We start from the raw sequence: 21,847 nt of genomic DNA, 5'->3' as shown, positions 1-21,847 counted from the left end.
GTTTCATATTTGTATTGTTGAAATCCGAGAGGATCACCAAATTATGGAGGATGCCCGTATCATGTGTCGCGGATATGCTTCAGCTTACTGAACTGATTGAAAAAATCTCGCTTGATAACTATGAGGCTGCGATCTAAGAACTGATGGAAAGAGATCCGTTGTCTATATGAGAGAACATTTCTTACTGCTATACAGATGATTCTCGTTTTTCATCCGGATATGATATCATTCAAAAATGACTCAAAAGTTAGTGTAAGTCATTATTTCTTCAGCATTCATCTTGCGTAATTGATTAAAATTTATTATGATACTCTTTGTATGGCAACTCCTTACCTCAATTCAATATACTCAACGTTTCCCCTTTTTCTCCGGTCGTTTACCTTTTCTTTTTCTTCCGTAAAATAAAGAAAGCTTCCAGCATAACAGATACGGTGCGGATTTATTTTTTAAAAAAGGAGTCGTTATATTTGAATAATAGTTTTACATTAAAGCAGCAATGGTTCGGGAATATCCGAAAAGACATACTTGCTGGCATTTTAGTTGCGTTAGCATTAATACCTGAAGCGATTGGCTTCTCGATTATAGCCGGTGTTGACCCGATGGTCGGTCTTTATGCGTCATTTTGTATAGCCATTATCATTTCTATTTTTGGCGGCAGACCTGGCATGATTTCAGCTGCTACTGGCTCAATGGCGGTTGTGATGGTATCGTTGGTTGCAGATCACGGGCTTCAGTATTTATTTGCCGCTACGATTTTGACAGGAATTATTCAGGTGATTTTAGGTATCAGTAAAATTGCGAGATTAATGAAATTTATTCCGCGTTCTGTGATGATCGGTTTTGTGAATGCGCTGGCGATCCTTATTTTCTCAGCGCAGCTTCCTCAGTTTGAAGGTGCTTCTTGGAGCATGTATGCGATGCTTGCCGGATCGTTGGTTATTATTTATGTACTGCCGAGGTTTACAAATGCGATCCCGTCTCCGCTTGTCGCGATTGTTGTGATGACGATTATTGCGGTCATGTTTCATGTGGATGTGCGGACCGTAGGCGATATGGGCAATATATCTAGTTCGTTGCCTCATTTCATAATCCCTGATGTCCCATTTACGTTTGAAACACTGCAAATCATTTTTCCTTATTCGATTGCTTTAGCGTTTGTCGGATTACTTGAATCTTTGTTGACAGCACAGATTATTGATGAAATGACGGATACGGACAGTGATAAAAATAAAGAGAGCCGCGGACAGGGAATTGCGAATATCGTGACTGGATTCTTTGGCGGCATGGCAGGCTGCGCTATGATCGGACAATCTGTCATTAATACAAAAGCTGGCGGGCGTGGGCGCTTATCAGCATTTGTTGCCGGTGCTTTTCTTATGTTTTTAATTGCCGTCTTGAGTACTGTCGTCATGAAAATTCCTATGGCTGCGTTAGTGGCCGTTATGGTTATGGTTTCTGTCGGTACATTTGATTGGTCTTCTTTAAAAGGCCTCAAGAAAGCGCCGCTCACTGACTCTATTGTCATGATTGTGACTGTGATTACGGTTGTGGTGACGGATGACTTATCTAAAGGTGTATTCGTCGGCGTTATCTTAAGTGCGGTGTTCTTTGTGGCGAAAATCTCAAAGCTGAAAATCGTTTCTCATGCAGAGGACCAAAAGCTAAGAACGTATCGAGTAAAGGGACAAATCTTTTTTGCCTCAGTGACTGATCTTACGAATGCGTTTATTTACCAAGAGGATATTGAGCGAGTCGTGATTGACTTAACTGAGGCCCACGTATGGGATGATTCAGGAGCGGCAGCGCTTGATAAGATTGTTGCGAAGTTTAAAGAGCAAGGAATTGAAGCTGAAGTAAAGGGTTTAAATAAAGCTAGTAAAGCTCTTATGAAGCAAATGACATAAAGTGTGAAAGTCCAGATTGATGAGATCTGGGCTTTTTTATATAACATACGGCTGAACAGCATTGATATAATAGAGAGAAAAGAAATGTAAATAGGGGACTTGCGTATGATGCTTCAGAAGCTTAACCGTATATTGGGGAGGGTAATGCCGCTTTTAACGCCGACTAGCGTGGTGCTGGGCGTGCTGCTGGCTCAATTTTTAAATGAGTATGAAAGCGCTGTGCCCTGGATCTTTGCTTTTATTACGTTTGCAGGCAGTTTGAGTGCTAACTTTCAATCTTTGAGGCATGCATTGTCACATCCCCTTCCTATGATTCTTGCATTATTTGTTCTTCATATTTTTATGCCGCTTTTTGCTTGGGTCAGCGGCCATCTTATCTTTAAAGGCGATCCTTTGACGATCACCGGCTTAACATTGGCTGTTGTGATTCCTACGGGGATTACAAGCTTGATTTGGGCAGCGATGTACAAAGGGAATGTCGGATTGACGCTTTCAATTATCTTAGTTGATACGGTACTGTCTCCATTGATCGTTCCGCTGAGCCTTTCATTGCTCGCTGGCGCTCAGGTTCATATGGATGTGTGGGGAATGATGAAAGGATTGATTGTGATGGTCGTGATTCCTTCTTTTCTGGGTATGCTGTTTAATCAGATATCATCTCCAGAAAGAACTGCATCTATGAGCAGTGCGCTGTCTCCTTTTTCAAAACTTTGCCTGATGGCAGTGATTGCGATTAACAGTGCTGCGATTGCCCCTTATTTCAAAGCCGTTGATTGGAGATTCGTAGGAATAGCGGCGACGGTTTTCTTTATCGCGTTAACAGGCTATGCTGTTGCTTGGCTGATCGGAAAAATGATGAAAAGGCGCCAGGAGGAAATTGTATCTCTTATTTTTACGGGAGGCATGAGAAATATTAGTGCCGGCGCAGTTCTTGCCGTTACGTTCTTTCCGTCTCAGGTTGCCGTTCCGGTGGTGATCGGCATGTTGTTTCAGCAGATTCTGGCTGCTTTGTTTGGCTATATGCTGAATCGTTTTGAGTTAAAACCCGTATTGCAGAAAGCATGAAAAACCCGCTCAATTGTGTGAGCGGGTTTTTCCGTATAGCCATTCGAGCGCGATGATGAACTGTTCGGAGAAGTACTTGTGGTGGTGCACTGCCCCTTTTTCTATAGAAAGACACAGCTGATCATCAGTGAACCCTTTTTCTTTTAAACTTTGATGCACTTGCTTTGTATTCAGCAGCATATGTCGCTGAATGGATTGTTTTTCACGGCCTTCTTCACTGCCGACAGACATAAAGACACGTGCAGTGCCGGGCTTTAAAGAAGATGAACGAATGGTTTCCACTGTGTTCTCATACCAATAGGAGCCTGAGATAGAGCCTATCTTTTCAAACACTGACGCATGCTTTAATAAAGCGAACATTGAGATGAGGCCTCCTAATGAGGCGCCGATCAACCCTCTAGATTCTCTGCTAACGTTCCAGTTGTCTTCAATAAATGGAATGAGCCGGTTTATGATGTCAGACAGATAGTGATAACCCATGCCCCCGAAATCTGGGAACCGATCACTAAGCGAAGCAGCTGGCCAAGGGGTGTATTCATCCAGCCGGTTTTCAGGTTCGATACCGATCAGGACGAGTTCTGGGAGCGTTCGCTGTTGAAATGCGCTTTCTAATACTTTGATTTGGTCTTGAAATAAAGAATTTCCATCCTGCACGTAGACAGGAGGAAATCCTCTGCTGTTTGGGTTGTAGGAAGGAGGGAGGTACAAATAGAACCTCCTTTTGCCGGCTTTGTGTTCAGAGAGGGACCCGTTCAAGCATTCCCCCCCTTTTTTTGCTTGAAAAGCAGATATAAGAAATAAGGAACACCGAGGATCGCCAAAATGATGCCTGCGGGCACTTCCGCGGGCTGAAAAAACAGTTTTCCGGCAAAGTCTGCGCTTATGACAAGCAGCATGCCGATTACACCGCTCAGCGGCAGAATGTCACGATGTTCGACACCAGCCAGTCTCCTTGAAATATGGGGAGCAATTAAGCCGACAAACGCCATGCTTCCCGCTACGGAGACACAGGCGCTGATGATTGCTACGCAGGCGACGAGCAGGATGGTTTTTTCCTTATTTGATGAAATACCGAGGCTTCTGACTGTGTCTTCATCAAAACGAATGGTGTCCAGCAAGCGGGACTTCCCGATAAGAATAGGGATAAACAGCAGCATCCATGGGAGAACGGCTGTGATGTAAGTCCAATTGGCAGACCAGATGCTTCCGTTTTTCCACACCATGGCCATTTGATAGTCTTGCGGGTCCATTTTTAATGATAAAAACAAAGACAGGGCGCTGAATCCAGAATTGATCGCGATTCCCACCAGAATAATTCTTCCTGAATCTAAATTGCCTCTGTGCCATGCAAATATGTAAATCAGAATCGCTGCAATCAGTCCGCCTAACAATCCGAAGATCGGCATTCCCATCGCCGCAGCTAAGGATGTCACTTCTTTTTGGCCCTGGAATAAGAGCATAAACGCGACTATCCCAGCTCCTGCCCCCGCATTGATCCCGAGTATTCCCGGATCTGCGAGACCGTTACGTGTGATGGCTTGGATGACGGCGCCCGCAATGCCCAGACCGAGTCCGATAATGGCCGCCATGACAATTCGCGGCAGTCTTAAATCGAACAGCAAAATTTCATACTGCGGATTCGGATCAATCTGAAAAAGAGTGGAGAGCAGCTCAGCCGGACGAACGGAAAATGATCCGCTTGTTAAGCTGAAATAGCTGACAACGAGAATCAAAGCAATGAATACTGCATATTTTTTAGCCATTTTGCTCCCCTCCTTTTCGTTTAATCAAATAAAGGAAGAAAGGCACGCCGATTATGGATGTCACGACTTCAATCGGTGTTTCAAACGGATAATTGATAAATCTGCTTGCGAGATCACACAAGGTTAAAAAGACTCCGCCCAAAATGCATGAACACGGAATCAGCCTGCTGTAATCTGAGCCAACAAGAAATCTTGTGATATGCGGAACAACCAATCCGACAAACGCAATTTTACCGGCGAGCGCTACGGCACTGCCGGTTAAAATGATGACAGAAAGCATCGCCATGATCTTAATGGTTTTTTTCTTTTGTCCCAGGCTTTTAGAAATGTCTTCGCCTAATGATACAGCGGTCACTTTTTTGCTGAGAGAAACGGCTATCACGATGCCAATTAGGAAAAACGGAGCGGCTAGCTTCAGGAAATCCGGACTCATTTGATGAAGTCTGGCACTGTACCAGAAACTGAGATCCTGTGAAATTTGAAAATAAATTGACATGGCCGCTGATAAACTGCTGAGCAGCATGCTTGTGACTGTGCCGATGATGGCAAGCTGTACGGGGGAAAACCCGTTAGGCATCATGGCGGCAAGGCTGAATACTAACACAGCTCCTAATGCTGAGCCGATAAAAGAGTAAATGATCATTTCAAACGAAGACGATTGCGGGAGCAGAACCATACAAAGCGTGATAATAAACGCAGAACCATCTGAAACGCCCATAATAGAAGGCGAAGCTAAGTAATTTCGTGTAATGCCTTGCATAAGCGCTCCAGAAACAGCAAGGGCTGCCCCTATGAGCAGAGCGCCGGCAGCCCTTGGAATCCGGGAATGCCATATAATTTGATGGTCTGTGTTTCCCGGATCGAAATGAATAAGAGATGTAAAAACAATATCTGTGTTTAGATGCTTCGCGCCGTATAGGATCGAAAGCAACAGCGATAGTGCGATAGCAAATGGAGAAGTAATCAATATGATACGTGTCCACTGTTTTGAATACATACAAAAAACCTACTCTGAATTAGTTTTGTGTCAATTTTTCAGCAGCCGCTTTCAGGAAGCGGACTTTGCTCCACGCTGTGCCGCCTTGTGCGAGAGGATCCACTGAGTTGACGTAAACATGATCTTCTTTGACTGCTTTAAGGCTTTTCCAGATTGGATTCTTCTCTAAATCTTTTAACGCTTCAGGTTTGTCTGCATTTTCATCATCAGAAAATTGGACGAAGATATGGTCCGGGTCCATTTCGCTTAATTTTTCTAACGAAATCAGCTCCTGCGCTTTTGCCGCTTTTACTTCGTCCGGCGCTTTAAGGCCTAAGTCACCATAAAGAGTGGAGTTGAAGTACACCTGTTCAGGGTAAATGTAAATGTTGGCTTGTCTGATTCTGATGACAAGCGCTTTTGAATCTTTTGCTTTATCGCTGATTTTTGTTTTTGTTTCTTTTAGATCCTGTTCATAGTCTGCAATGATTGTTTTCGCCTTTTTCTCTTTTCCAGTCAGCTGGGCAAGCAGCATCATGTTTTCTTTCCAGTTTGAAGAGATATGAGAGACCGGGATTGTCGTGCCGGCTGTGCTGATTTTTTGCAGTGTTTTTTCCGGGAACTTTGTTGAAGCAAGGATGACATCTGGCTTCATTTCAAGAATTTTTTCAATGTTTGGCTCCATTTTTTCTCCGGTTGGTTGGGCATTATCAGTGATATCTTTGAACATATCAGGGAACTTGCCGGAAAATGAAATCGCGCCTTGCGGATGAACGTCAAGCAATTTCGCGTCTTCCATTGATTCGACGCTTCCCGTAATGGCAATTTTGTCTGTTGGTACAGATACTTCATAGGTTTTATCCAGGTATTCAATTGTCTTCTTCTCAGATGCTGAACCGCTTGCCTTGCTGGCAGCCGATTCGTTTTTGCTGCCGCAAGCTGCCGCCGTTAGCGCGAGAAGCAAGATTAATAAGGTAAGAGAAATCTTTTTCATCTATAGAGCCTCCTGTTCAATTGATAACTATTATCAATTGGAATTATAGAGAATGAACGGATATAACACCATGGATAAAATTCATATTTATCATGGACTTTCACCGGATAGTAATGAAATGGCTTGCTTTACGATCCGTTCGTGCCCGAAAGCCGAGTATTCATTCCAAGGGTCGAAGGATAGAAGATAAACTCGTTTGTTACGCACCGCGCTTAGGTTTTGCCACACTTCTGTCTGCTGTAATTGCTTGAAGTAAGCGATGGTTTCAGGCTCTTTAAATAGAAAAAGCATGATGCAGTCAGCTTCGCAGTTTGCGATATTTTCTAACGGAATCGCTTGCTCTGAAGGCGTGTCTGCTGTTAATGCGGAGTTGAATCCTAAATCTCCAAAAAAGACTTCACGGACGCTTCGATGATGTGCCGGATAGAAGTTTTGCTTGTGCAGCCTCAGAAACAGAAAATGCAGGCCTTGGGTGTGGTGGAGTATTTTTTTTGCAGTCTCCGTTTGCTGGTCATAAGCCGCAAGCCACTTTTCTGCTTCGGACTCTTCCCTTAAGAATAAGGAAGTTTGCAGAAAGTGATTTCTCCAGCTTTCTTCTGAAGGAAGATATATGACCTTTGCGATGCGATTGAGCTTATTTTGTTCTTCTGGAGAAATGGAATCCATGCTGAAAATTACGTCGGGTTCAGCCTGAGCTAACGTCTGCAGGTTTTCTTCCCATTTTTCATTAGAGCGGTATGCGCTGAGATGGACAGGTATATCTGCCGAATAATGCTGATAGTAGTAAGACGTCCACTTCGGATGGAGTGCGGCCGCAATCGGTATGTGATTCAGTGGGATGAGATGGCCCATTGTGCCCTTTCCGTATGCGGCAATTTTTTTTCGGCGATTTTTCATATAGCTTGTAGGTGAACAACCTGTATGCTTTTTAAAGATTCTGCTGAAATAAAACTCATCTTGATAGCCTGTTTGATGAGCGATTTCTTTTAATTTGCAGTTTGATCTTGCCATGAGCCGTTTTGCTCGGGTGATTCGCGTTTTTGTGATAAATTCTGTTACGCTCTGGCCCGTCCGTTTTTTAAAGATTTCGCTGTAGTGTTTGGCGCTGATTCCCGCCATTTGCGACAACTGGGCAAGAGTCATTTTTGTATCGACATGGGTTTCGATGTATTGCTTTGTTTTTTCGATGGCTGAATGTGTATCCGTCTGATCAGATAAACTGGCAGTGAAGAGGTCATAAATCAGGCTTTGTACTTCAATCACACATTTTAACTGAGAAAGATGAGACGACTCACTCCACAGCGCTGCAAGCTCATGAAGCCGGGCTGCTAGGTTTTCGATAGGTGAAACATTCACATGCTTCAGTTTGGCTAATTCCGTATCTGTATATGGCGTTAAGAGATCTTGTCTGGAATTCTGGATATAGCTTTGAAGCCTGATCAGACAAGTATCTATATCTCCCTCGGCTGAAGGTGAAAAGCCGAAGGTCTCATTAGGCGGACAAACATAAAGTGTCTTTTTTTGCAGAGGGTTGATACTTGTTCCGATCGAAATATGGCCGTTTCCTCTTAAATGAAAGATCAGCACGAATGAATCGGCTAATTGCTGTTCTGAGAAGAGATCGCTTGTTTTTTTAAGATATTCAATTTGTATCGGATGATAAATGACTGTATTTTGCAAGAGTAAACCACCTTTTCAGAAACATTCAATTGATAATCATTTTCAATAAAATTGTACCAAATAAATGAAAGTTTTCCTATATAAAGCGGGTGAATTTTTGGCATGAAAAAACCCTTACTTTCGTTTGAAGGTAAGGGTCTTTTGTTCAGTAGAAAATGTTACACGTGTAACATACAATGCGAACGTCTAATAGATGAGATACTTTTTTCTTATTTTGCTGAATTGTTTGAGTGGTTTTTCATAGCGATCTATGATGTCTTCTATAGAAGCGCCATTTTCAATTTCTGTTTTGATCCACCCGTTGCCTGCCAGTTTATCAAATGAACCTGTTGAAAGGAACTCAAAATCCTCAGGATAGAGATCATGCAGGGTTTTAATGAGTGACAGACCTGTTCTGGTCGCTTCAAACGTTTCTCTGTCTGTCACATAGAGCTGCACACCATGGCAAAGCGTTCCCTGATATTTAGAAAACGTCGGTGTGAATGAAGCTGCCCTGAATGTCACGCCAGGCAGATTGAGACTGTTCAATATTTCTTCAAGCTCTGTACTTTTGATAAAGGGAGCCCCAATGAATTCGAATGGCTTTGTGGTACCCCGCCCTTCGGATATATTTGTTCCTTCAATCAGACCGGTTGCGGGATAAACAAATGTGCTTTCCACAGTCGGCATGTTCGGTGAAGGGAGGACGAAAGGCAGTCGGGTATCGTTAAAATCCATTTTTCGTTTCCAATGTTTCATTTTCACTACTGTGAGATCGGCACCAATGTCAAATTCTTTGTTGAACAGTACAGCCAATTCACCTATGGTCATTCCGTGCTTTAGCGGAATGGGATACAGTCCGACAAATGAAGCGTATTCAGGTTCTAAGACTGGCCCTTCAATATGTTTTCCGCCTTGAGGATTGGGGCGGTCCAGCACCATAAAAGGGATGTCATTTTCTTTAGCGGCTTCCATTGCGTAGGCCATTGTATAAATGTACGTGTAGTAACGGGTCCCGACATCCTGAATGTCAAACATAAGAACATCGACATTTCTCAGCATCTCTGGTGTCGGTTTTTTCGTTTTCCCGTAAAGGCTATATACGGGAACCCCGGTTTTTTTATCAATGTAAGAGCCAATTTCGTCTCCCGCCTGAGCGTCGCCGCGGACGCCGTGCTCAGGGCCGAATAACGCTGTCAGTTTGATATCTGGGTTTTCGTAAAGAATATCGACACTGCTTTTCAAAGATGCATTTACGCCTGTTGGATTGGTGATGAATCCGACTCTTTTTCCTTTGAGCTGTTTTTTATAAGCTGGCAAAAGCGTATCTATACCGGTCTGGACTTTAGGTTTTTTTACTGTTTGATTCTTGGAATCGGGTGATGCTGAGGCAGCTGTTATCGTTCCAAACATAATGAACCCTGTGAGACAAGCGAATATTGTTTTTCTCATGTGTCCCTCCTTATTAGAGCGGTTTTCCCGTTTTGATATTTAATCCGTAGCCATATGGATACAGGATGTCTCCCGGTTTCGTGACAGACGGAAGGTCGACTGGAAGTGTGCCTTTAGGTTTTGCCTGGCCGAATATCGCCATAACTCCGGCGGGAATATTGGGTTGTAGATAATGGCCATTCGCGTACCCTTTAAATCCATAGACAGCTATGAGCGCCTTAGCTTCTTCAAAATTGGCGGCATCATATGGGTTGCGCAGGCTCATTAAGACAAATGGTTTGTTGTGCTGCAGTGCAGCCGTCATGACAGCTCTCGGAAATACGGTGGCCCATTTGCTTGAATCCGATATGGTGTCGTCGATGACACCATCGTTGACGACAGGGTCATTTTTCACGACATAAGAGCCAGTTATGATATAATCAGCCTCTTTTACTTGTTTTTCATGCTCGGCACTAAATACTTGGTTGGCAAAACTGATTTTACTGAGAGAGACTGACTTGATTTTCTTTCGCTTGATGAGATCGTGAATGGTTTGTTCAATTGAAGCCGTTTGTTCTTCGTAAGGCGTGGCAATTAAGATTCGGCTGCCTTTTTTGGGCTTGAACGGCAAGGTATGCTGTTCATTTTTTAAAACGGTCACTGCTTTTTCGGCTATTTTTTTCTCCGCTTTCAGGTGCCGCTTGTTTCCTACGATTTTTTGGGCTTTTACTATTTTTTCTTTTATGCTGTCGTTGTTTCGAGCTGGATACATACCGCGTTTTATTTTCAGGGAAATGATTCTTTCAACTGATTTGTTGATTTGATGTTCAGAAATGTCTCCGTTTTTCACTGCTTCTTTTAACGCTTGAATAACACGTGCGAATTTCTGTTCTTCTTTCAGAGAAGTAACTGAGGCGGGCATTAAGGCAATATCGACGCCCGCTTTTACAGCCATGACCACAGCCTCTTCCTGTCCGAAATGATCTGCGATTGCTTTCATATTGAGGGCATCGGTAACGATGACGCCGTCAAAGCCCATTTCCTGACGAAGAAGACCGGTCATCACCTTTTTTGAGAGTGTCGCCGGAACCAGAATGTCCGATCCATCGAGTTTGCTTTTGTATGTGTTGTCATCAAAGGCAGGAAATTGAACGTGAGCTGTCATCACCATATCAGCACCGGCATCAATAGCTCTTTGAAAGGGATAGAGCTCGATCTCACGAAGGCGTTCTTGACTATGGGAAACAAGCGGCAGTCCGTAATGGCTGTCAACGTCCGTGTCTCCATGTCCCGGGAAATGTTTGAGGGCAGAGGCGATATCTTGCCGCTGCAGCCCTTTCATCGTATATAAACCGAGTCGTGCTGTCAGGTTCCGATTCGAGCTGAATGACCGTACGCCAATCACCGGATTATCAGGATTATTATTAATGTCCATGACAGGGCTGAAATTTGTATTAATGCCTAAGACAGAAAGCTCTTTCCCAATGATGGTGCCAGTCTGGTAGGCATTGATTCTGCTTCTGGCAGCACCCAGTGCCATATTCCCCGGGAAATTAGTCCCCTCCCCTAATCTCGTAACAATGCCGCCTTCCTGATCAATACTCAGAATGAGCGGGATGTTGGGGCTGGCCCTTTGGTAAGCGTCTGTCAATTGGACGGTTTGCTTTGTTGTTTTTACGTTTTCTGCAAAAAGGATCACGCCGCCGAATTGATATTTGTTGATAAGGCTAGCGACTTCTTCATTCATTTCTGTAAAGGCTTGAGGAGAAGAATCACCTTCTTTTTGCCAATTTCTAAAATCTGGCATCAACATCTGGCCGAGTTTTTCATCTAACGTCATGCGATTGACAAGCTGCTTGGCGTCAGCTGAGCTGCTGGCTGAAGCAGCTTTTGTCTGGCTGGCGCCGAGAAAACATGATAGAAAGAGAACGGTTGAAAGGATAAGCGGAAATACGGTTTTCATAGAAAGCTTCCTCCTATCGTCGAATCATTCATTCCATCGCTTCATAGATCGCGGTAATGACGCTTCCATAACTGCCTGTTGGAAATTGATCGCCCTCAAACCCATTTGGATTTTCCTCTGGATCAGCAACTGGTGAATGCTTTTTGTTTGTTAACAATGCGATGCCTAAATTGTAAGTTGGATCAATGATCGTAACTGTCCCTGTCCAGCCGGTATGTCCATAAGCATGTTCGCTGGCGTAAGGGCCAAACATCCATTCCATGCTTTTATTTCCGTTTCGCCGCCAGCCAAGAGCGTATGTTGGATCTGTTGCTGAATGGGCTGTAAATAGGTCGGCTGTGTCCTGATCAAATAAAGAAACGTTTCGGTATGATCCTTTGTTTAACATGACCTGCAGCAGAATAGCCATATCATCAGCATTTGAGAACAATCCAGCATGGCCGGACACGCCTCCCATTGAGTAAAACGCTTTTTCGTCGTGCACTTCTCCTTGCAGCGTGTTTGTGCGGATGTTAGGGAAATGAATAACGCCGTCCCGCGTGTTGCCCATACGTTCAGTCGCTGCGAACTGCTTCGGTTTGAAGCCTTTTTGCAACGGATTGTATAAGGTATGTTTGAGCCCCAACGGTTTGTAAAGCTCTTGCTCAGCGTAGACATCAAGCGGTTTTCCGGTGAGCTTTTCGACAATACAGCCGAGGATCATGTATCCGATGTCACTGTATACGTGTTTTGTCCCTGTTTGATAATCGAGCGGAATTTTCGACAGATATTTAATTGTTTTGTCCCGCCCCTGAGAAAAGTACATACCGGCTTTTTCCGGTGTGTAAAAGTAAAAGCTTGCGGGAAGCCCTGATTGGTGCTGGAGAACATCAATGACACGAATCTTGTCTTTTCCTTTCATAAGGTCTCCTGGCTGATCTTTGAAATCAGGCAAATATGCAGAAACCATTTCATAGACGTCGAGCTTTCCTTGGCTGACTAAACGCTGCAATGCGAAATTAGTTGCGTACATTTTCGTATTTGAGGCTAAGTCAAACATCGTGCGGGTTCTCATTTTAACCGGACGGTGCAACAGCTCTGATTCTTCGTACTTTTTACTGTAGCCGTACGCTTCTTTTTTAATGATGCGGCCGTCCTTCACGATGACAAGAACAGCGCCGGGAAATCCTGCTTCAACATCGCGTTCTATCATCCGATCAACCTTCCTTAGTTTCTTCGACGAGAATTGTGCAATTTCTGCATTGATGGTTTTCGGCTCAATCTGGTTATCTGCTGTTTGCGCGAAGGTTTCGTTGGGCGCCAGTATAGATAGAATGAATATGGCACTGAATAAGGAAAGTGTCTTTGTTTTCATAGGTTTGCTCCTTTCCTTGCGTTTATCCTGTTTACTATCCTTAAAACAGAAACCATTTAATCGAACTGAGAAGCCATTTCATCTTTATAGCCAAAGGCGTACGTTAATAAAAAGCCGGCCGCGTAGGAAATAAAGAGTCCGATGATATACAGAATGATTTGCGAAGATAGGACGAGAAAGGAAAGCGGCAGTCCGGAGACACCAATCGCAATGGTAGCTATCTGAAAATAAGCTTGAAAGGCGCCGCCGATTCCGGCTCCTAAGCAGGCTGTTAGAAACGGGCGTCCAAGTGGCAGCGTGACCCCGAAGATCAGCGGTTCACCAATGCCGAGCAGCCCCGAAGGCAGTCCTCCGGCGATCGCTTTTCTCAATGTTGTTTTTTTGTTTTCAAAAAGATGGCAAAGGCCGCGCCTACCTGTCCCGCCCCTCCCATAGCCAAAATAGGGAGCAGAGGATCATTTCCGATTGAATGGATCAGTTCCATGTGCACAGGCGTCAAGCCTTGATGCAGTCCGGTCACGACGAGGGGAAGAAAAGTAGCGCCCAGAATAAAGCCTGCAGCGATGCCGCCGATATCCAAGATGGACAGAAGGCCGTCTGTAATAGCATCAGAAATGAAGCCGCCTAAAGGCATAAATACGACATATGTTACAATTCCGGTGATTAACAGTGAAACGGTTGGGGTGACAATGATATCAAGTGATTGAGGAATAAAACGGCGGATACTTTGTTCAGTGTAAGCAATGAATATGGCTGCGAAAAGAACTCCGATCAGACCTCCCCTGCCCGGAAGAAGCTGTTCTCCGAATAAACTGATCTTTGCGATCTCCGGATTCATAATCAAGATCCCTGCCAGAGCTCCAAGAGCGGGTGTCCCGCCAAATTCTTTCGATGCGTTAATGCCGACAAGAATGCCGAGATAAGTGAACAACCCTGAGCCGATGACTGTCAGGATAACAGCGACTTGTGATTCTGCAGAGAGCCAGCCGGCTTGAATGATTGCCTTGGTAATCCCGGTGATTAAACCGGAAGCGACGAGTGCGGGAATAAGAGGGATGAAGATGCTGGCCATTTTACGTAAGAAACGTTTAAAAGGAGTGGCGTTTTTTCGGTTTATGTCGGCTTTCTTTTTGGCTGCTGCTTCTTTGACGTCGACACCTTCTCCAGCTGACACGAGCTTTGAGAAAGCGGCTGTGACATGATTGACGACTCCGGTTCCGAGAATGATTTGTAAGGTTTCAGCTTCAACGACACCCAATACGCCGTCAAGCTCTCTTAAAGCATGGGCATCTGCTTTGCTTTTGTCGTAAGGCGTAATCCGCAGACGCGTCATGCAATGCGTATACGAGGAAATATTGCCCCTTCCTCCGCATAGCTCAAGGATTTTCTTTGCGAGATGATGGTAGTTCTTTTCTTTGCTCATCAAAACCCCTCCTCTTCTAGCTGCCTTATTTTTTTCTCAAAGATTGTATGGCTGCTCTTGTTTTATCGATATAGCCGGTTGTTTCTTCGTACCGCTCAGCCGCCATGCCTAAAAACAAAACATCAATCATAAAAAGCTGGGCGAGGCGGGAGGAAGTGGCTGCACTTCGAATCAGGGCTTCGTTGGAATATGCTGTGTGCAATGGGACATCAGCCAGCGCGGAGACGGACGTCTGACTGAATTGTGTGAGGCTAATCGTTTTGATGCCTTTTTTCTTAGCCATCGTGAGTAATTCAATGATTTCCTGTGTTTCTCCTGAAAACGAAATGGCGAATGCAATATCATCCTTATCTGCATTTGCGATTAATGATGCCACAAGGTGAGTGTCTGTGAACGCGGTTGCTTGTTTATGAATGCGAAGCCACTTTTGCTGGGCGTCCTTGGCGACAATGCCAGAAGCCCCGAGGCCGATAAAATGCACGGTATGAGCTTTGAGAAGCAGAGACACCGCTTGTTCCAGCTTTTTGTAGTCCATCAGGTCTGAAGTATCCTGAATGGCCTGAATGGCATTGCCGGCCGCTTTTTCAGAAATGGAGGACAGCGGTTCATGGGGCGAAATGTCTCGGTAGCCTTGTGTAGCAGGCTTTGCCAGATCGCCTGCCACTCTCATTTTTAAATCTTGAAAGCCCTTTAGTCCGAGTGATTTGCAGAGCCTGATGACGGCAGCGTCACTTGAATTGGCTAAGACGCTGATTTCGCTGACAGTGCTTTCGATAGCTTTGTGGGGATGAGTTAGGATGTAATCCGCAAGTTTACGCTCCGATGGAGGGAGCTTGTGCTTCATTGATTGGATGATCGCTATACCGCCTGTTGCCATGCTCGGTCTCTCCTTATCCTGAATGGTAATTTTCGATAGCTTTGTCTATAAAACCGTTTGCTTCATCAACCAATGTTTTAGCTTGCTCCTGATCTGTGCTTGTTTTGAGCATGACGATTGCCGTTTTGACGTGATGATCGGCTTGTTCCAGAGTTTGTCTGGCTGTATCGTATGAAGCGTTTGTAAGGCTTTGGATGATGCTGATGGCGCGTTCTTTAAGTTTTTTGTTGCTGACGTTGACGTCTACCATCAAGTTTTCGTAAACCTTGCCGATTTTGACCATGACAGCGGTTGATATCATGTTTAGAATCATTTTATGAGCAGATGCGGCTTTCATACGTGTTGATCCGGTTATAGCCTCAGGTCCGACGACAACCTCAATGCTGTGATCAGCTTCCTTGCTGATGGCGGAATTTTCATTACTGGTAAGGGCGATGGTGTGTGCTCCGACTTTACGGGCGTATGTGAGGGCGCCTGCGGCATAAGGTGTGCGGCCGCTTGCTGCGATGGCAATGACAGTATCGTTTGATGTAAGCTGTATATTTTTTAAATCTTCGGCTCCTGCTTCTTCACTGTCTTCAATGCCCTCTGCTGCCTGCAAAAATGCTTCGGGGCCTCCAGCCATGATTCCAATGACCTGATCTGGGCTTACGCTAAAGGTGGGAGGACATTCAACAGCATCCATGACACCGAGTCTGCCGCTTGTGCCGGCGCCTGTATATATGAGCCGGCCCCCATTTTGAAACGAGTCGCAGGCGCAGTCTACAGCTGTTTTGATTTTGGGGAGAACCTGCTGAACGGCGGCGGCGACTTTTAAATCTTCGTTGTTGATCATTTTGAGGATGCCGAGTGTGTTTGCTTTATGGATGTCAGCTGTTTGGCTATTGCGTGATTCCGTTGTGAGACGGTGAAGGTTTAATGGTTCTGACATGAGGATGCCCCCTGTTTCAATATAAGTATCTCAATATTCAGTATATTCATTTCTGTCATTGTATTTCAACTCTGTTTTTTATTTTTGAAATTTTATTTCATCTGAGACTATAAGAAATAATGAAGAATCAGCTGTTCTCCTAGCGGCCCGATTCTTCTCCGTCCTTTATCCAGGAATCCGCTTTTCATGTAAAGGTGTTTTGCGCGTGTGTTTAGGTAATTGACGGCCAAAATGATTTCATCACACCATGGAAAATAACCGCTCACAAACGAGGGTAGCTGAAGCATTGCTTTTTTTGCATAGCCTTTTCCATGATGTGCTGCGTTTACAGACAGGGAACTGAGCAGTAAAGCAAATGGATTGTTAGTATAGGGAGCAAGCGTTTCTTTTGATGTATATAGAATGAAAAAGCCGACCGGCAGATCGTTTTTTAGAATGACAACCGGATATCGGTCTTTTACGCCTAAGGTCTGAGTCAGCACCTCTTTGGGAAGAGAGGTAAAGCGTTTGTCATCGTTGTTTAACGTGAATGATTGAAGTTCCTGCAAATGTTCAGGTTTATAGAATGATAAAGATATGTCTAGAGTCATGTAGCGGCCTCCTTACAATATGTCGTCTAGCTGATTTTCTGAAATGACACGGTAGCCTGCTTGTTTTAATAGTGCGGCGGTCACTCCCCTGCCGGCGATTTTTTTGCCAGAGAATGTGCCATTATAAATAAAATTGCTTCCGCATGACGGACTGTTTTCTTTTAATATGACGGCAGAAGCATTGATTTCTGTTGCGTAAGCTAATGTTTTAGCGGCACCTTTCATATATAATGCTGTTACATCTTCTCCTGAAGCCGTCACGATTTTCGCGGTTCCATTGAGTACATCATCGCCAGTGCCTCCGATGATTTCTGCAGGCTCACGGGGCGTGCAGAAGCCGCCGAGAAGCTCAGGGCAAGCCATGACTGCTTTCTTTTCATCGACTAGTTTTCTGATTTTCTCTGATGCGGCGTGAGAGCCGTTGTATCTGCATTCAATGCCGCCAAGACAAGAACTGACTAGAATCATTTTGGTTACTCCTCCCTCGGATTCGCTTATTTCTATCATAAAATAAATGACTAATGTTGGTAGGCTTTTTCACTTAAAAAAGGGGTTAAAAAGTTTGAAAATAAAAAATTCATTTTTTCTCTTTACAAATGGGGGTCAACCTGTATATAATAACTTTTGTCAGCTCGACGAGAACACAAACGGCCCGTTGGTCAAGCGGTTAAGACACCGCCCTTTCACGGCGGTAACACGGGTTCGAATCCCGTACGGGTCACCATTTGGAGGATTAGCTCAGCTGGGAGAGCATCTGCCTTACAAGCAGAGGGTCGGCGGTTCGAGCCCGTCATCCTCCACCATCTTGCCGGTGTAGCTCAATTGGTAGAGCAACTGACTTGTAATCAGTAGGTTGGGGGTTCAAGTCCTCTTGCCGGCACTGTTTTTTCAAAATTTTATGTGGAGGGGTAGCGAAGTGGCTAAACGCGGCGGACTGTAAATCCGCTCCCTCAGGGTTCGGCAGTTCGAATCTGCCCCCCTCCACCATTATTGGGCTATAGCCAAGCGGTAAGGCAACGGACTTTGACTCCGTCATGCGTTGGTTCGAATCCAGCTAGCCCAGTCACAGACACCTTTGACCAAAAGGTGTCTTTTTTCTTTTGTGAAGATTATTCCAACTTCTAACTGTTCAGTCTGTATAATAATTTTAATCATATGTTAAGGTAGTTTATTGGCGAATTACCATCTACACCCTGCCAAAAATTTGTTAAACTTATTTTATAAAAAATTGAAACCTTTTCAAACGAAGCTCGTATACATACAGACCGGTGAAGGCAGAGGTTAGATAAATATGGAAATGATGATTAAAAAGAGAATTAAGCAAGTCAAAAAAGGCGACCAAAATGCATTTGCGGACATCGTTGATATTTACAAGGATAAAATTTATCAGCTTTGCTACCGTATGCTCGGCAATGTGCATGAGGCGGAGGATATTGCACAGGAGGCTTTCATCAGGGCGTACGTTAATATCGACAGTTTTGATACGAACCGGAAATTTTCAACTTGGCTTTATCGAATTGCGACCAATTTGACGATTGACCGCATTCGCAAAAAGAAGCCGGATTATTACCTCGATGCAGAGGTGGCTGGTACGGAAGGCTTGACCATGTATTCACAAATCGCCGCAGACGGAGTTTTGCCAGAAGATGCAATAGTGTCGCTGGAGCTATCAAACACGATTCAACAGAAAATTTTAAAGCTTCCTGACAAATACAGAACAGTAATCGTATTAAAGTATATTGACGAACTCTCATTAATTGAAATCGGCGAGATTCTGAACATTCCTGTGGGGACTGTGAAAACGCGGATTCACAGAGGGAGAGAGGCTCTTCGAAAACAATTAAGGGATCTTTAAGTGGGGTGATGAAATGAGCTGTCCTGAACAAATTGTGCAGCTTATGCATATGCATCTTGATGGAGATATCCTTCCGAAAGATGAACGCGTATTAAATGAACATCTGGAGACATGCGAGAAATGCAGAAAGCATTTTTATGAGATGGAAAAATCTATAGCGCTCGTGCGGAGCACATCGCATGTCGAAGCCCCTGCGGATTTTACCGCTAATGTCATGGCGAAATTGCCTAAGGAGAAGAAAAGAGCTTCTGTGAAAAGATGGTTCAGAACCCATCCTGTTATCGTAGCTGCTGCGGTATTCATCATTTTGATGGGCGGGGGGTTTTTAAACAGCTGGCATAATGACCACAACTTCAGCGTGTCCAAGCAGCCGAATCTTGTGGTGCAGAATCATACTGTAATCGTGCCTGAAGGTGAGACGGTCAAAGGTGATGTGACTGTCAAAAACGGCAAGCTCATTATTAAAGGCAAAATAGACGGGGATGTAACCGTTGTAAATGGCGAAAAGTATATGGCCTCTGCTGGACAAGTCACTGGTCAGGTTGATGAAATCAATCAATTATTCGACTGGACATGGTACAAATTGAAGTCCACGGGGAAAAGTGTACTCAATGCATTACAACCGAATGACAAAGAGTAAAGCGAGTCAGCCGCTTTGCTCTTTTTTTACGGGGTGAAAGTGCTGGCGCATTTCACTTGCCAAATCGAAATGTGGTATAATGGGCTCGCTATGTTAAGTACATATGCGTAACACGTTAAACACAAAATACGAAATGACTGAAATCTTGGAGGACGAGGAAATGGCTTTTGAGGATATCCCTTTTTTGCAGTACCTCGGCAATGCCGTTGATATTCTCCTTGTTTGGTATGTGATATATAAGCTTATTATGGTCATACGCGGTACGAAAGCGGTTCAGCTGTTAAAAGGAATTGTCGTGATCGTGCTTGTTCGTATGGCAAGCCAATATTTGGGCCTCGGCACGCTTCAATGGCTGATGGACCAAGCGATAACATGGGGATTTTTAGCAATTATTATTATTTTTCAGCCTGAGCTGAGAAGAGCGCTTGAGCAGCTTGGCCGCGGCCGCTTTTTCTCAAGGAGCGGCACGCCTGTGGAGGAAGCGCAACAGAAAACGATTGAGGCCATCACAAAGGCGATCAATTATATGGCGAAACGCCGTATAGGAGCCCTGCTGACCATTGAGCGGGACACTGGAATGGGCGATTATATAGAGACCGGCATCCCATTGAATGCCAAAGTCAGCTCCGAGCTGCTGATCAATATTTTTATTCCGAACACTCCGCTTCATGACGGTGCGGTGATTATGAAGAATAATGAAATTGCCGCGGCCGCCTGTTATCTGCCGCTTTCTGAAAGCCCGTTTATTTCAAAAGAACTGGGCACGCGCCATAGAGCGGCTGTGGGCATCAGTGAAGTGACAGACAGTTTGACGATTATTGTGTCGGAAGAGACCGGCGGCGTCAGTGTGGCAAAGAACGGCGACCTTCACAGAGAGCTGACTGAAGAAGCGCTGAAAGAAATGCTTGAAGCCGAGTTTAAGAAAAACACCAGAGACACTTCTTCTAACCGCTGGTATTGGAGGGGCAAGAAAAATGGATAAATTCTTAAACAACCGCTGGGCTGTAAAAATCATTGCTCTGCTTTTCGCGCTCTTGCTTTATGTGGCGGTTAACAGCAATCAAGCACCGACTCCGAAAAAACCAGGTGAATCTTTCTTTCCGACATCAACGATTGATGAGGCAACACTGACCGACATTCCGGTCAAAGCGTATTACGATGATGAAAACTACGTCGTGACAGGTGTTCCGCAAACAGTGAATGTCACGATAAAAGGTTCAACAAGCGCCGTGAAAAAGGCCAGACAGACAAAGAACTTTGAAATATATGCCGACATGGAGGACTTGAAAACCGGCACACATAAGGTCGAGCTTAAGGCCAAAAACGTGTCGGATGGACTCACAATTTCGATTAATCCATCGGTTACGACAGTTACAATTCAAGAACGAACGACCAAAAGCTTTCCTGTAGAAGTGGAGTATTATAATAAAAGCAAGATGAAAAAAGGCTATTCTCCGGAGCAGCCGATTGTCAGCCCGAAAAATGTACGGATCACCGGATCTAAAGATGTGATTGATCATATTTCTCTTGTGAAAGCTTCGGTGAATCTGGAAAAAGCTGATGAAACGATTGAAAAGGAAGCGAAAGTGACTGTCTATGACAAAGATGGTAACGCGCTTCCAGTGGATGTGGAGCCCTCGGTCATCAAGATTACCGTTCCGGTGACAAGCCCAAGTAAAAAAGTGCCCTTTAAAATTGAACGGACAGGAAGCCTTCCTGACGGTGTCAGCATAGCGAATATAGAATCCAGCCCCAGTGAGGTAACGGTTTACGGCTCGCAGGATGTGTTGGATTCTCTTGAATTTATTGACGGCGTCAGCTTAGATTTAAGCAAAATCAACAAGGATTCAGATATCGAGGCAGATATTCCGCTTCCCGACGGCGTCAAAAAAATCTCGCCGTCAAAGGTGACGTTGCATATCGAGGTTGATAGTGAAGCGGATCAGAATTTTGAAAATGTCCCTATTAAGACTGTAGGGCTGAACAGCTCGCAAACCATTGAATTTCTTGATCCTGAATCGCAAGCCATAGACGTGACGGCTAAAGGTTCTCCCGGCAATATAAAAAAACTGAAAAAATCAGATATAGAATTGTATGTGAATGTTTCAGATTTAGATGACGGGGAGCATAGCGTGAAGCTTGAAGTAAACGGGCCTCAGAATGTAACCTGGTCCTTGGGGCGAAAAAGCGCCAAAATCAAGCTGACGTCTAAAAAAAGCAATACATCAACTCATGACAACAGCAATACATCAGGGAACCAGGATGGCACAGATAAACAAACGAATGATCATAATCAGCAAGAAGATACAACGAACAGTAATAAAAACAGCAATGATCAAAAACAAGACGTAAATAAAGACCAAAACCAAGATCAGGATGAGGACGAATCCGCTGCGGATTCACAATCCTCATCAGAATAAAA

At 44.4% G+C, this 21,847-nt stretch carries 18 protein-coding genes, 5 tRNA genes and 1 pseudogene; 11 read left to right on the top strand and 13 right to left on the bottom strand.

Translation table 11 applies throughout. The features are described from left to right. The first annotated feature begins 467 nt into the window (after window positions 1–467). Complete coding sequence (locus tag SC79_RS16770) at window positions 468–1,904, top strand: SulP family inorganic anion transporter (RefSeq protein WP_039076023.1); 1,437 nt, start codon at window positions 468–470, stop codon at window positions 1,902–1,904. A gap of 144 nt (window positions 1,905–2,048) precedes the next feature. Further along, entirely contained in the window at window positions 2,049–2,969 is a 921-nt protein-coding gene (locus SC79_RS16765; RefSeq protein ID WP_082022804.1) for a bile acid:sodium symporter family protein, read from the top strand. Between the two features lie 9 nt (window positions 2,970–2,978). On the opposite strand, the gene SC79_RS16760 is transcribed toward SC79_RS16765, so the two are convergent. The 13 genes and pseudogenes from SC79_RS16760 to SC79_RS16700 all read right to left on the bottom strand — a co-directional run bounded on the left by SC79_RS16760 (window position 2,979) and on the right by SC79_RS16700 (window position 17,398). After that, the gene (locus tag SC79_RS16760; RefSeq protein WP_039076021.1) at window positions 2,979–3,725 is read right to left on the bottom strand and encodes an alpha/beta hydrolase; all 747 of its coding nucleotides are present in this window, start codon (window positions 3,723–3,725) and stop codon (window positions 2,979–2,981) included. Beyond that, window positions 3,722–4,732, bottom strand: a complete 1,011-nt coding sequence (gene feuC / locus SC79_RS16755; protein WP_039076020.1) for an iron ABC transporter permease FeuC — start codon at window positions 4,730–4,732, stop codon at window positions 3,722–3,724. Before feuC ends, SC79_RS16760 begins: the two co-directional genes overlap by 4 nt. Then, the gene (locus SC79_RS16750) at window positions 4,725–5,729 is read right to left on the bottom strand and encodes a FecCD family ABC transporter permease (RefSeq protein ID WP_010331486.1); all 1,005 of its coding nucleotides are present in this window, start codon (window positions 5,727–5,729) and stop codon (window positions 4,725–4,727) included. Before SC79_RS16750 ends, feuC begins: the two co-directional genes overlap by 8 nt. 19 nt (window positions 5,730–5,748) lie before the next feature. Then, window positions 5,749–6,702, bottom strand: coding sequence for an iron ABC transporter substrate-binding protein FeuA (gene feuA / locus SC79_RS16745; protein WP_039076019.1), 954 nt, complete (start codon window positions 6,700–6,702; stop codon window positions 5,749–5,751). 90 nt (window positions 6,703–6,792) lie between these two features. After that, complete coding sequence (gene btr, locus SC79_RS16740) at window positions 6,793–8,382, bottom strand: bacillibactin transport transcriptional regulator Btr (protein ID WP_039076018.1); 1,590 nt, start codon at window positions 8,380–8,382, stop codon at window positions 6,793–6,795. A 186-nt stretch (window positions 8,383–8,568) separates the two neighbouring features. After that, window positions 8,569–9,813, bottom strand: coding sequence for an exo-beta-N-acetylmuramidase NamZ family protein (locus tag SC79_RS16735; RefSeq protein ID WP_039076017.1), 1,245 nt, complete (start codon window positions 9,811–9,813; stop codon window positions 8,569–8,571). A gap of 13 nt (window positions 9,814–9,826) precedes the next feature. Continuing rightward, window positions 9,827–11,755, bottom strand: a complete 1,929-nt coding sequence (locus SC79_RS16730; protein WP_039076016.1) for a glycoside hydrolase family 3 protein — start codon at window positions 11,753–11,755, stop codon at window positions 9,827–9,829. 28 nt (window positions 11,756–11,783) lie between these two features. Beyond that, window positions 11,784–13,109, bottom strand: coding sequence for a penicillin binding protein PBP4B (gene pbp4b, locus SC79_RS16725; RefSeq protein ID WP_039076015.1), 1,326 nt, complete (start codon window positions 13,107–13,109; stop codon window positions 11,784–11,786). A gap of 56 nt (window positions 13,110–13,165) precedes the next feature. Beyond that, window positions 13,166–14,532 (bottom strand): annotated as a pseudogene (locus SC79_RS16720) (PTS transporter subunit EIIC). A 25-nt stretch (window positions 14,533–14,557) separates the two neighbouring features. Beyond that, window positions 14,558–15,409 carry a MurR/RpiR family transcriptional regulator gene (locus SC79_RS16715; RefSeq protein ID WP_010331479.1) on the bottom strand — a complete coding sequence of 284 codons (852 nt, stop codon included), beginning with the start codon at window positions 15,407–15,409 and terminating at the stop codon, window positions 14,558–14,560. A gap of 13 nt (window positions 15,410–15,422) precedes the next feature. Beyond that, window positions 15,423–16,340: an N-acetylmuramic acid 6-phosphate etherase gene (gene murQ, locus SC79_RS16710; RefSeq protein WP_039076014.1), complete on the bottom strand. Its 918-nt coding sequence runs from the start codon at window positions 16,338–16,340 to the stop codon at window positions 15,423–15,425. A 107-nt stretch (window positions 16,341–16,447) separates the two neighbouring features. Continuing rightward, complete coding sequence (locus SC79_RS16705; RefSeq protein ID WP_039076013.1) at window positions 16,448–16,930, bottom strand: GNAT family N-acetyltransferase; 483 nt, start codon at window positions 16,928–16,930, stop codon at window positions 16,448–16,450. A gap of 12 nt (window positions 16,931–16,942) precedes the next feature. Next, complete coding sequence (locus SC79_RS16700) at window positions 16,943–17,398, bottom strand: DUF523 domain-containing protein (protein WP_039076012.1); 456 nt, start codon at window positions 17,396–17,398, stop codon at window positions 16,943–16,945. A gap of 181 nt (window positions 17,399–17,579) precedes the next feature. Between SC79_RS16700 and SC79_RS16695 the strand changes: the two genes are divergently transcribed. The 9 genes from SC79_RS16695 (at window position 17,580) to cdaR (ending at window position 21,845) form a co-directional block, all read left to right on the top strand. Then, a tRNA-Glu gene (locus SC79_RS16695) sits at window positions 17,580–17,654 on the top strand. Window positions 17,655–17,657: 3 nt separating this feature from the next. Continuing rightward, window positions 17,658–17,733: transfer RNA gene (locus SC79_RS16690), tRNA-Val, on the top strand. A 4-nt stretch (window positions 17,734–17,737) separates the two neighbouring features. Further along, window positions 17,738–17,810: transfer RNA gene (locus SC79_RS16685), tRNA-Thr, on the top strand. A gap of 22 nt (window positions 17,811–17,832) precedes the next feature. After that, window positions 17,833–17,917: transfer RNA gene (locus SC79_RS16680), tRNA-Tyr, on the top strand. A 4-nt stretch (window positions 17,918–17,921) separates the two neighbouring features. Further along, a tRNA-Gln gene (locus tag SC79_RS16675) sits at window positions 17,922–17,993 on the top strand. Between the two features lie 228 nt (window positions 17,994–18,221). Continuing rightward, window positions 18,222–18,785, top strand: coding sequence for an RNA polymerase sigma factor SigW (gene sigW, locus SC79_RS16670; protein WP_010331476.1), 564 nt, complete (start codon window positions 18,222–18,224; stop codon window positions 18,783–18,785). A 13-nt stretch (window positions 18,786–18,798) separates the two neighbouring features. Beyond that, window positions 18,799–19,425 carry an anti-sigma-W factor RsiW gene (rsiW, locus tag SC79_RS16665; protein ID WP_039076011.1) on the top strand — a complete coding sequence of 209 codons (627 nt, stop codon included), beginning with the start codon at window positions 18,799–18,801 and terminating at the stop codon, window positions 19,423–19,425. A gap of 160 nt (window positions 19,426–19,585) precedes the next feature. Next, window positions 19,586–20,407, top strand: coding sequence for a diadenylate cyclase CdaA (gene cdaA / locus SC79_RS16660; RefSeq protein ID WP_010331474.1), 822 nt, complete (start codon window positions 19,586–19,588; stop codon window positions 20,405–20,407). Further along, window positions 20,400–21,845 carry a CdaA regulatory protein CdaR gene (gene cdaR, locus SC79_RS16655; RefSeq protein ID WP_039076010.1) on the top strand — a complete coding sequence of 482 codons (1,446 nt, stop codon included), beginning with the start codon at window positions 20,400–20,402 and terminating at the stop codon, window positions 21,843–21,845. Before cdaA ends, cdaR begins: the two co-directional genes overlap by 8 nt. Window positions 21,846–21,847: the final 2 nt, after the last annotated feature.

The organism is Bacillus sp. MSP13, assembly GCF_000815295.1.
GTDB classification, from domain to species: Bacteria; Bacillota; Bacilli; order Bacillales; family Bacillaceae; genus Bacillus; species Bacillus vallismortis.
This window is presented reverse-complemented; position numbering and strand designations above follow the sequence as displayed.

Bases quoted from the DNA above. Each gene is read 5' to 3' on its own strand.
- SC79_RS16765 (WP_082022804.1), top strand. From the start codon at position 2,049: ATGCCGCTTTTAACGCCGACTAGCGTGGTGCTGGGCGTGCTGCTGGCT.
- feuC (WP_039076020.1), bottom strand. From the start codon at position 4,732: ATGGCTAAAAAATATGCAGTATTCATTGCTTTGATTCTCGTTGTCAGC.
- SC79_RS16750 (WP_010331486.1), bottom strand. From the start codon at position 5,729: ATGTATTCAAAACAGTGGACACGTATCATATTGATTACTTCTCCATTT.
- feuA (WP_039076019.1), bottom strand. From the start codon at position 6,702: ATGAAAAAGATTTCTCTTACCTTATTAATCTTGCTTCTCGCGCTAACG.
- SC79_RS16735 (WP_039076017.1), bottom strand. From the start codon at position 9,813: ATGAGAAAAACAATATTCGCTTGTCTCACAGGGTTCATTATGTTTGGA.
- SC79_RS16730 (WP_039076016.1), bottom strand. From the start codon at position 11,755: ATGAAAACCGTATTTCCGCTTATCCTTTCAACCGTTCTCTTTCTATCA.
- pbp4b (WP_039076015.1), bottom strand. From the start codon at position 13,109: ATGAAAACAAAGACACTTTCCTTATTCAGTGCCATATTCATTCTATCT.
- SC79_RS16715 (WP_010331479.1), bottom strand. From the start codon at position 15,409: ATGGCAACAGGCGGTATAGCGATCATCCAATCAATGAAGCACAAGCTC.
- murQ (WP_039076014.1), bottom strand. From the start codon at position 16,340: ATGTCAGAACCATTAAACCTTCACCGTCTCACAACGGAATCACGCAAT.
- SC79_RS16705 (WP_039076013.1), bottom strand. From the start codon at position 16,930: ATGACTCTAGACATATCTTTATCATTCTATAAACCTGAACATTTGCAG.
- SC79_RS16700 (WP_039076012.1), bottom strand. From the start codon at position 17,398: ATGATTCTAGTCAGTTCTTGTCTTGGCGGCATTGAATGCAGATACAAC.
- sigW (WP_010331476.1), top strand. From the start codon at position 18,222: ATGGAAATGATGATTAAAAAGAGAATTAAGCAAGTCAAAAAAGGCGAC.
- rsiW (WP_039076011.1), top strand. From the start codon at position 18,799: ATGAGCTGTCCTGAACAAATTGTGCAGCTTATGCATATGCATCTTGAT.
- cdaA (WP_010331474.1), top strand. From the start codon at position 19,586: ATGGCTTTTGAGGATATCCCTTTTTTGCAGTACCTCGGCAATGCCGTT.
- cdaR (WP_039076010.1), top strand. From the start codon at position 20,400: ATGGATAAATTCTTAAACAACCGCTGGGCTGTAAAAATCATTGCTCTG.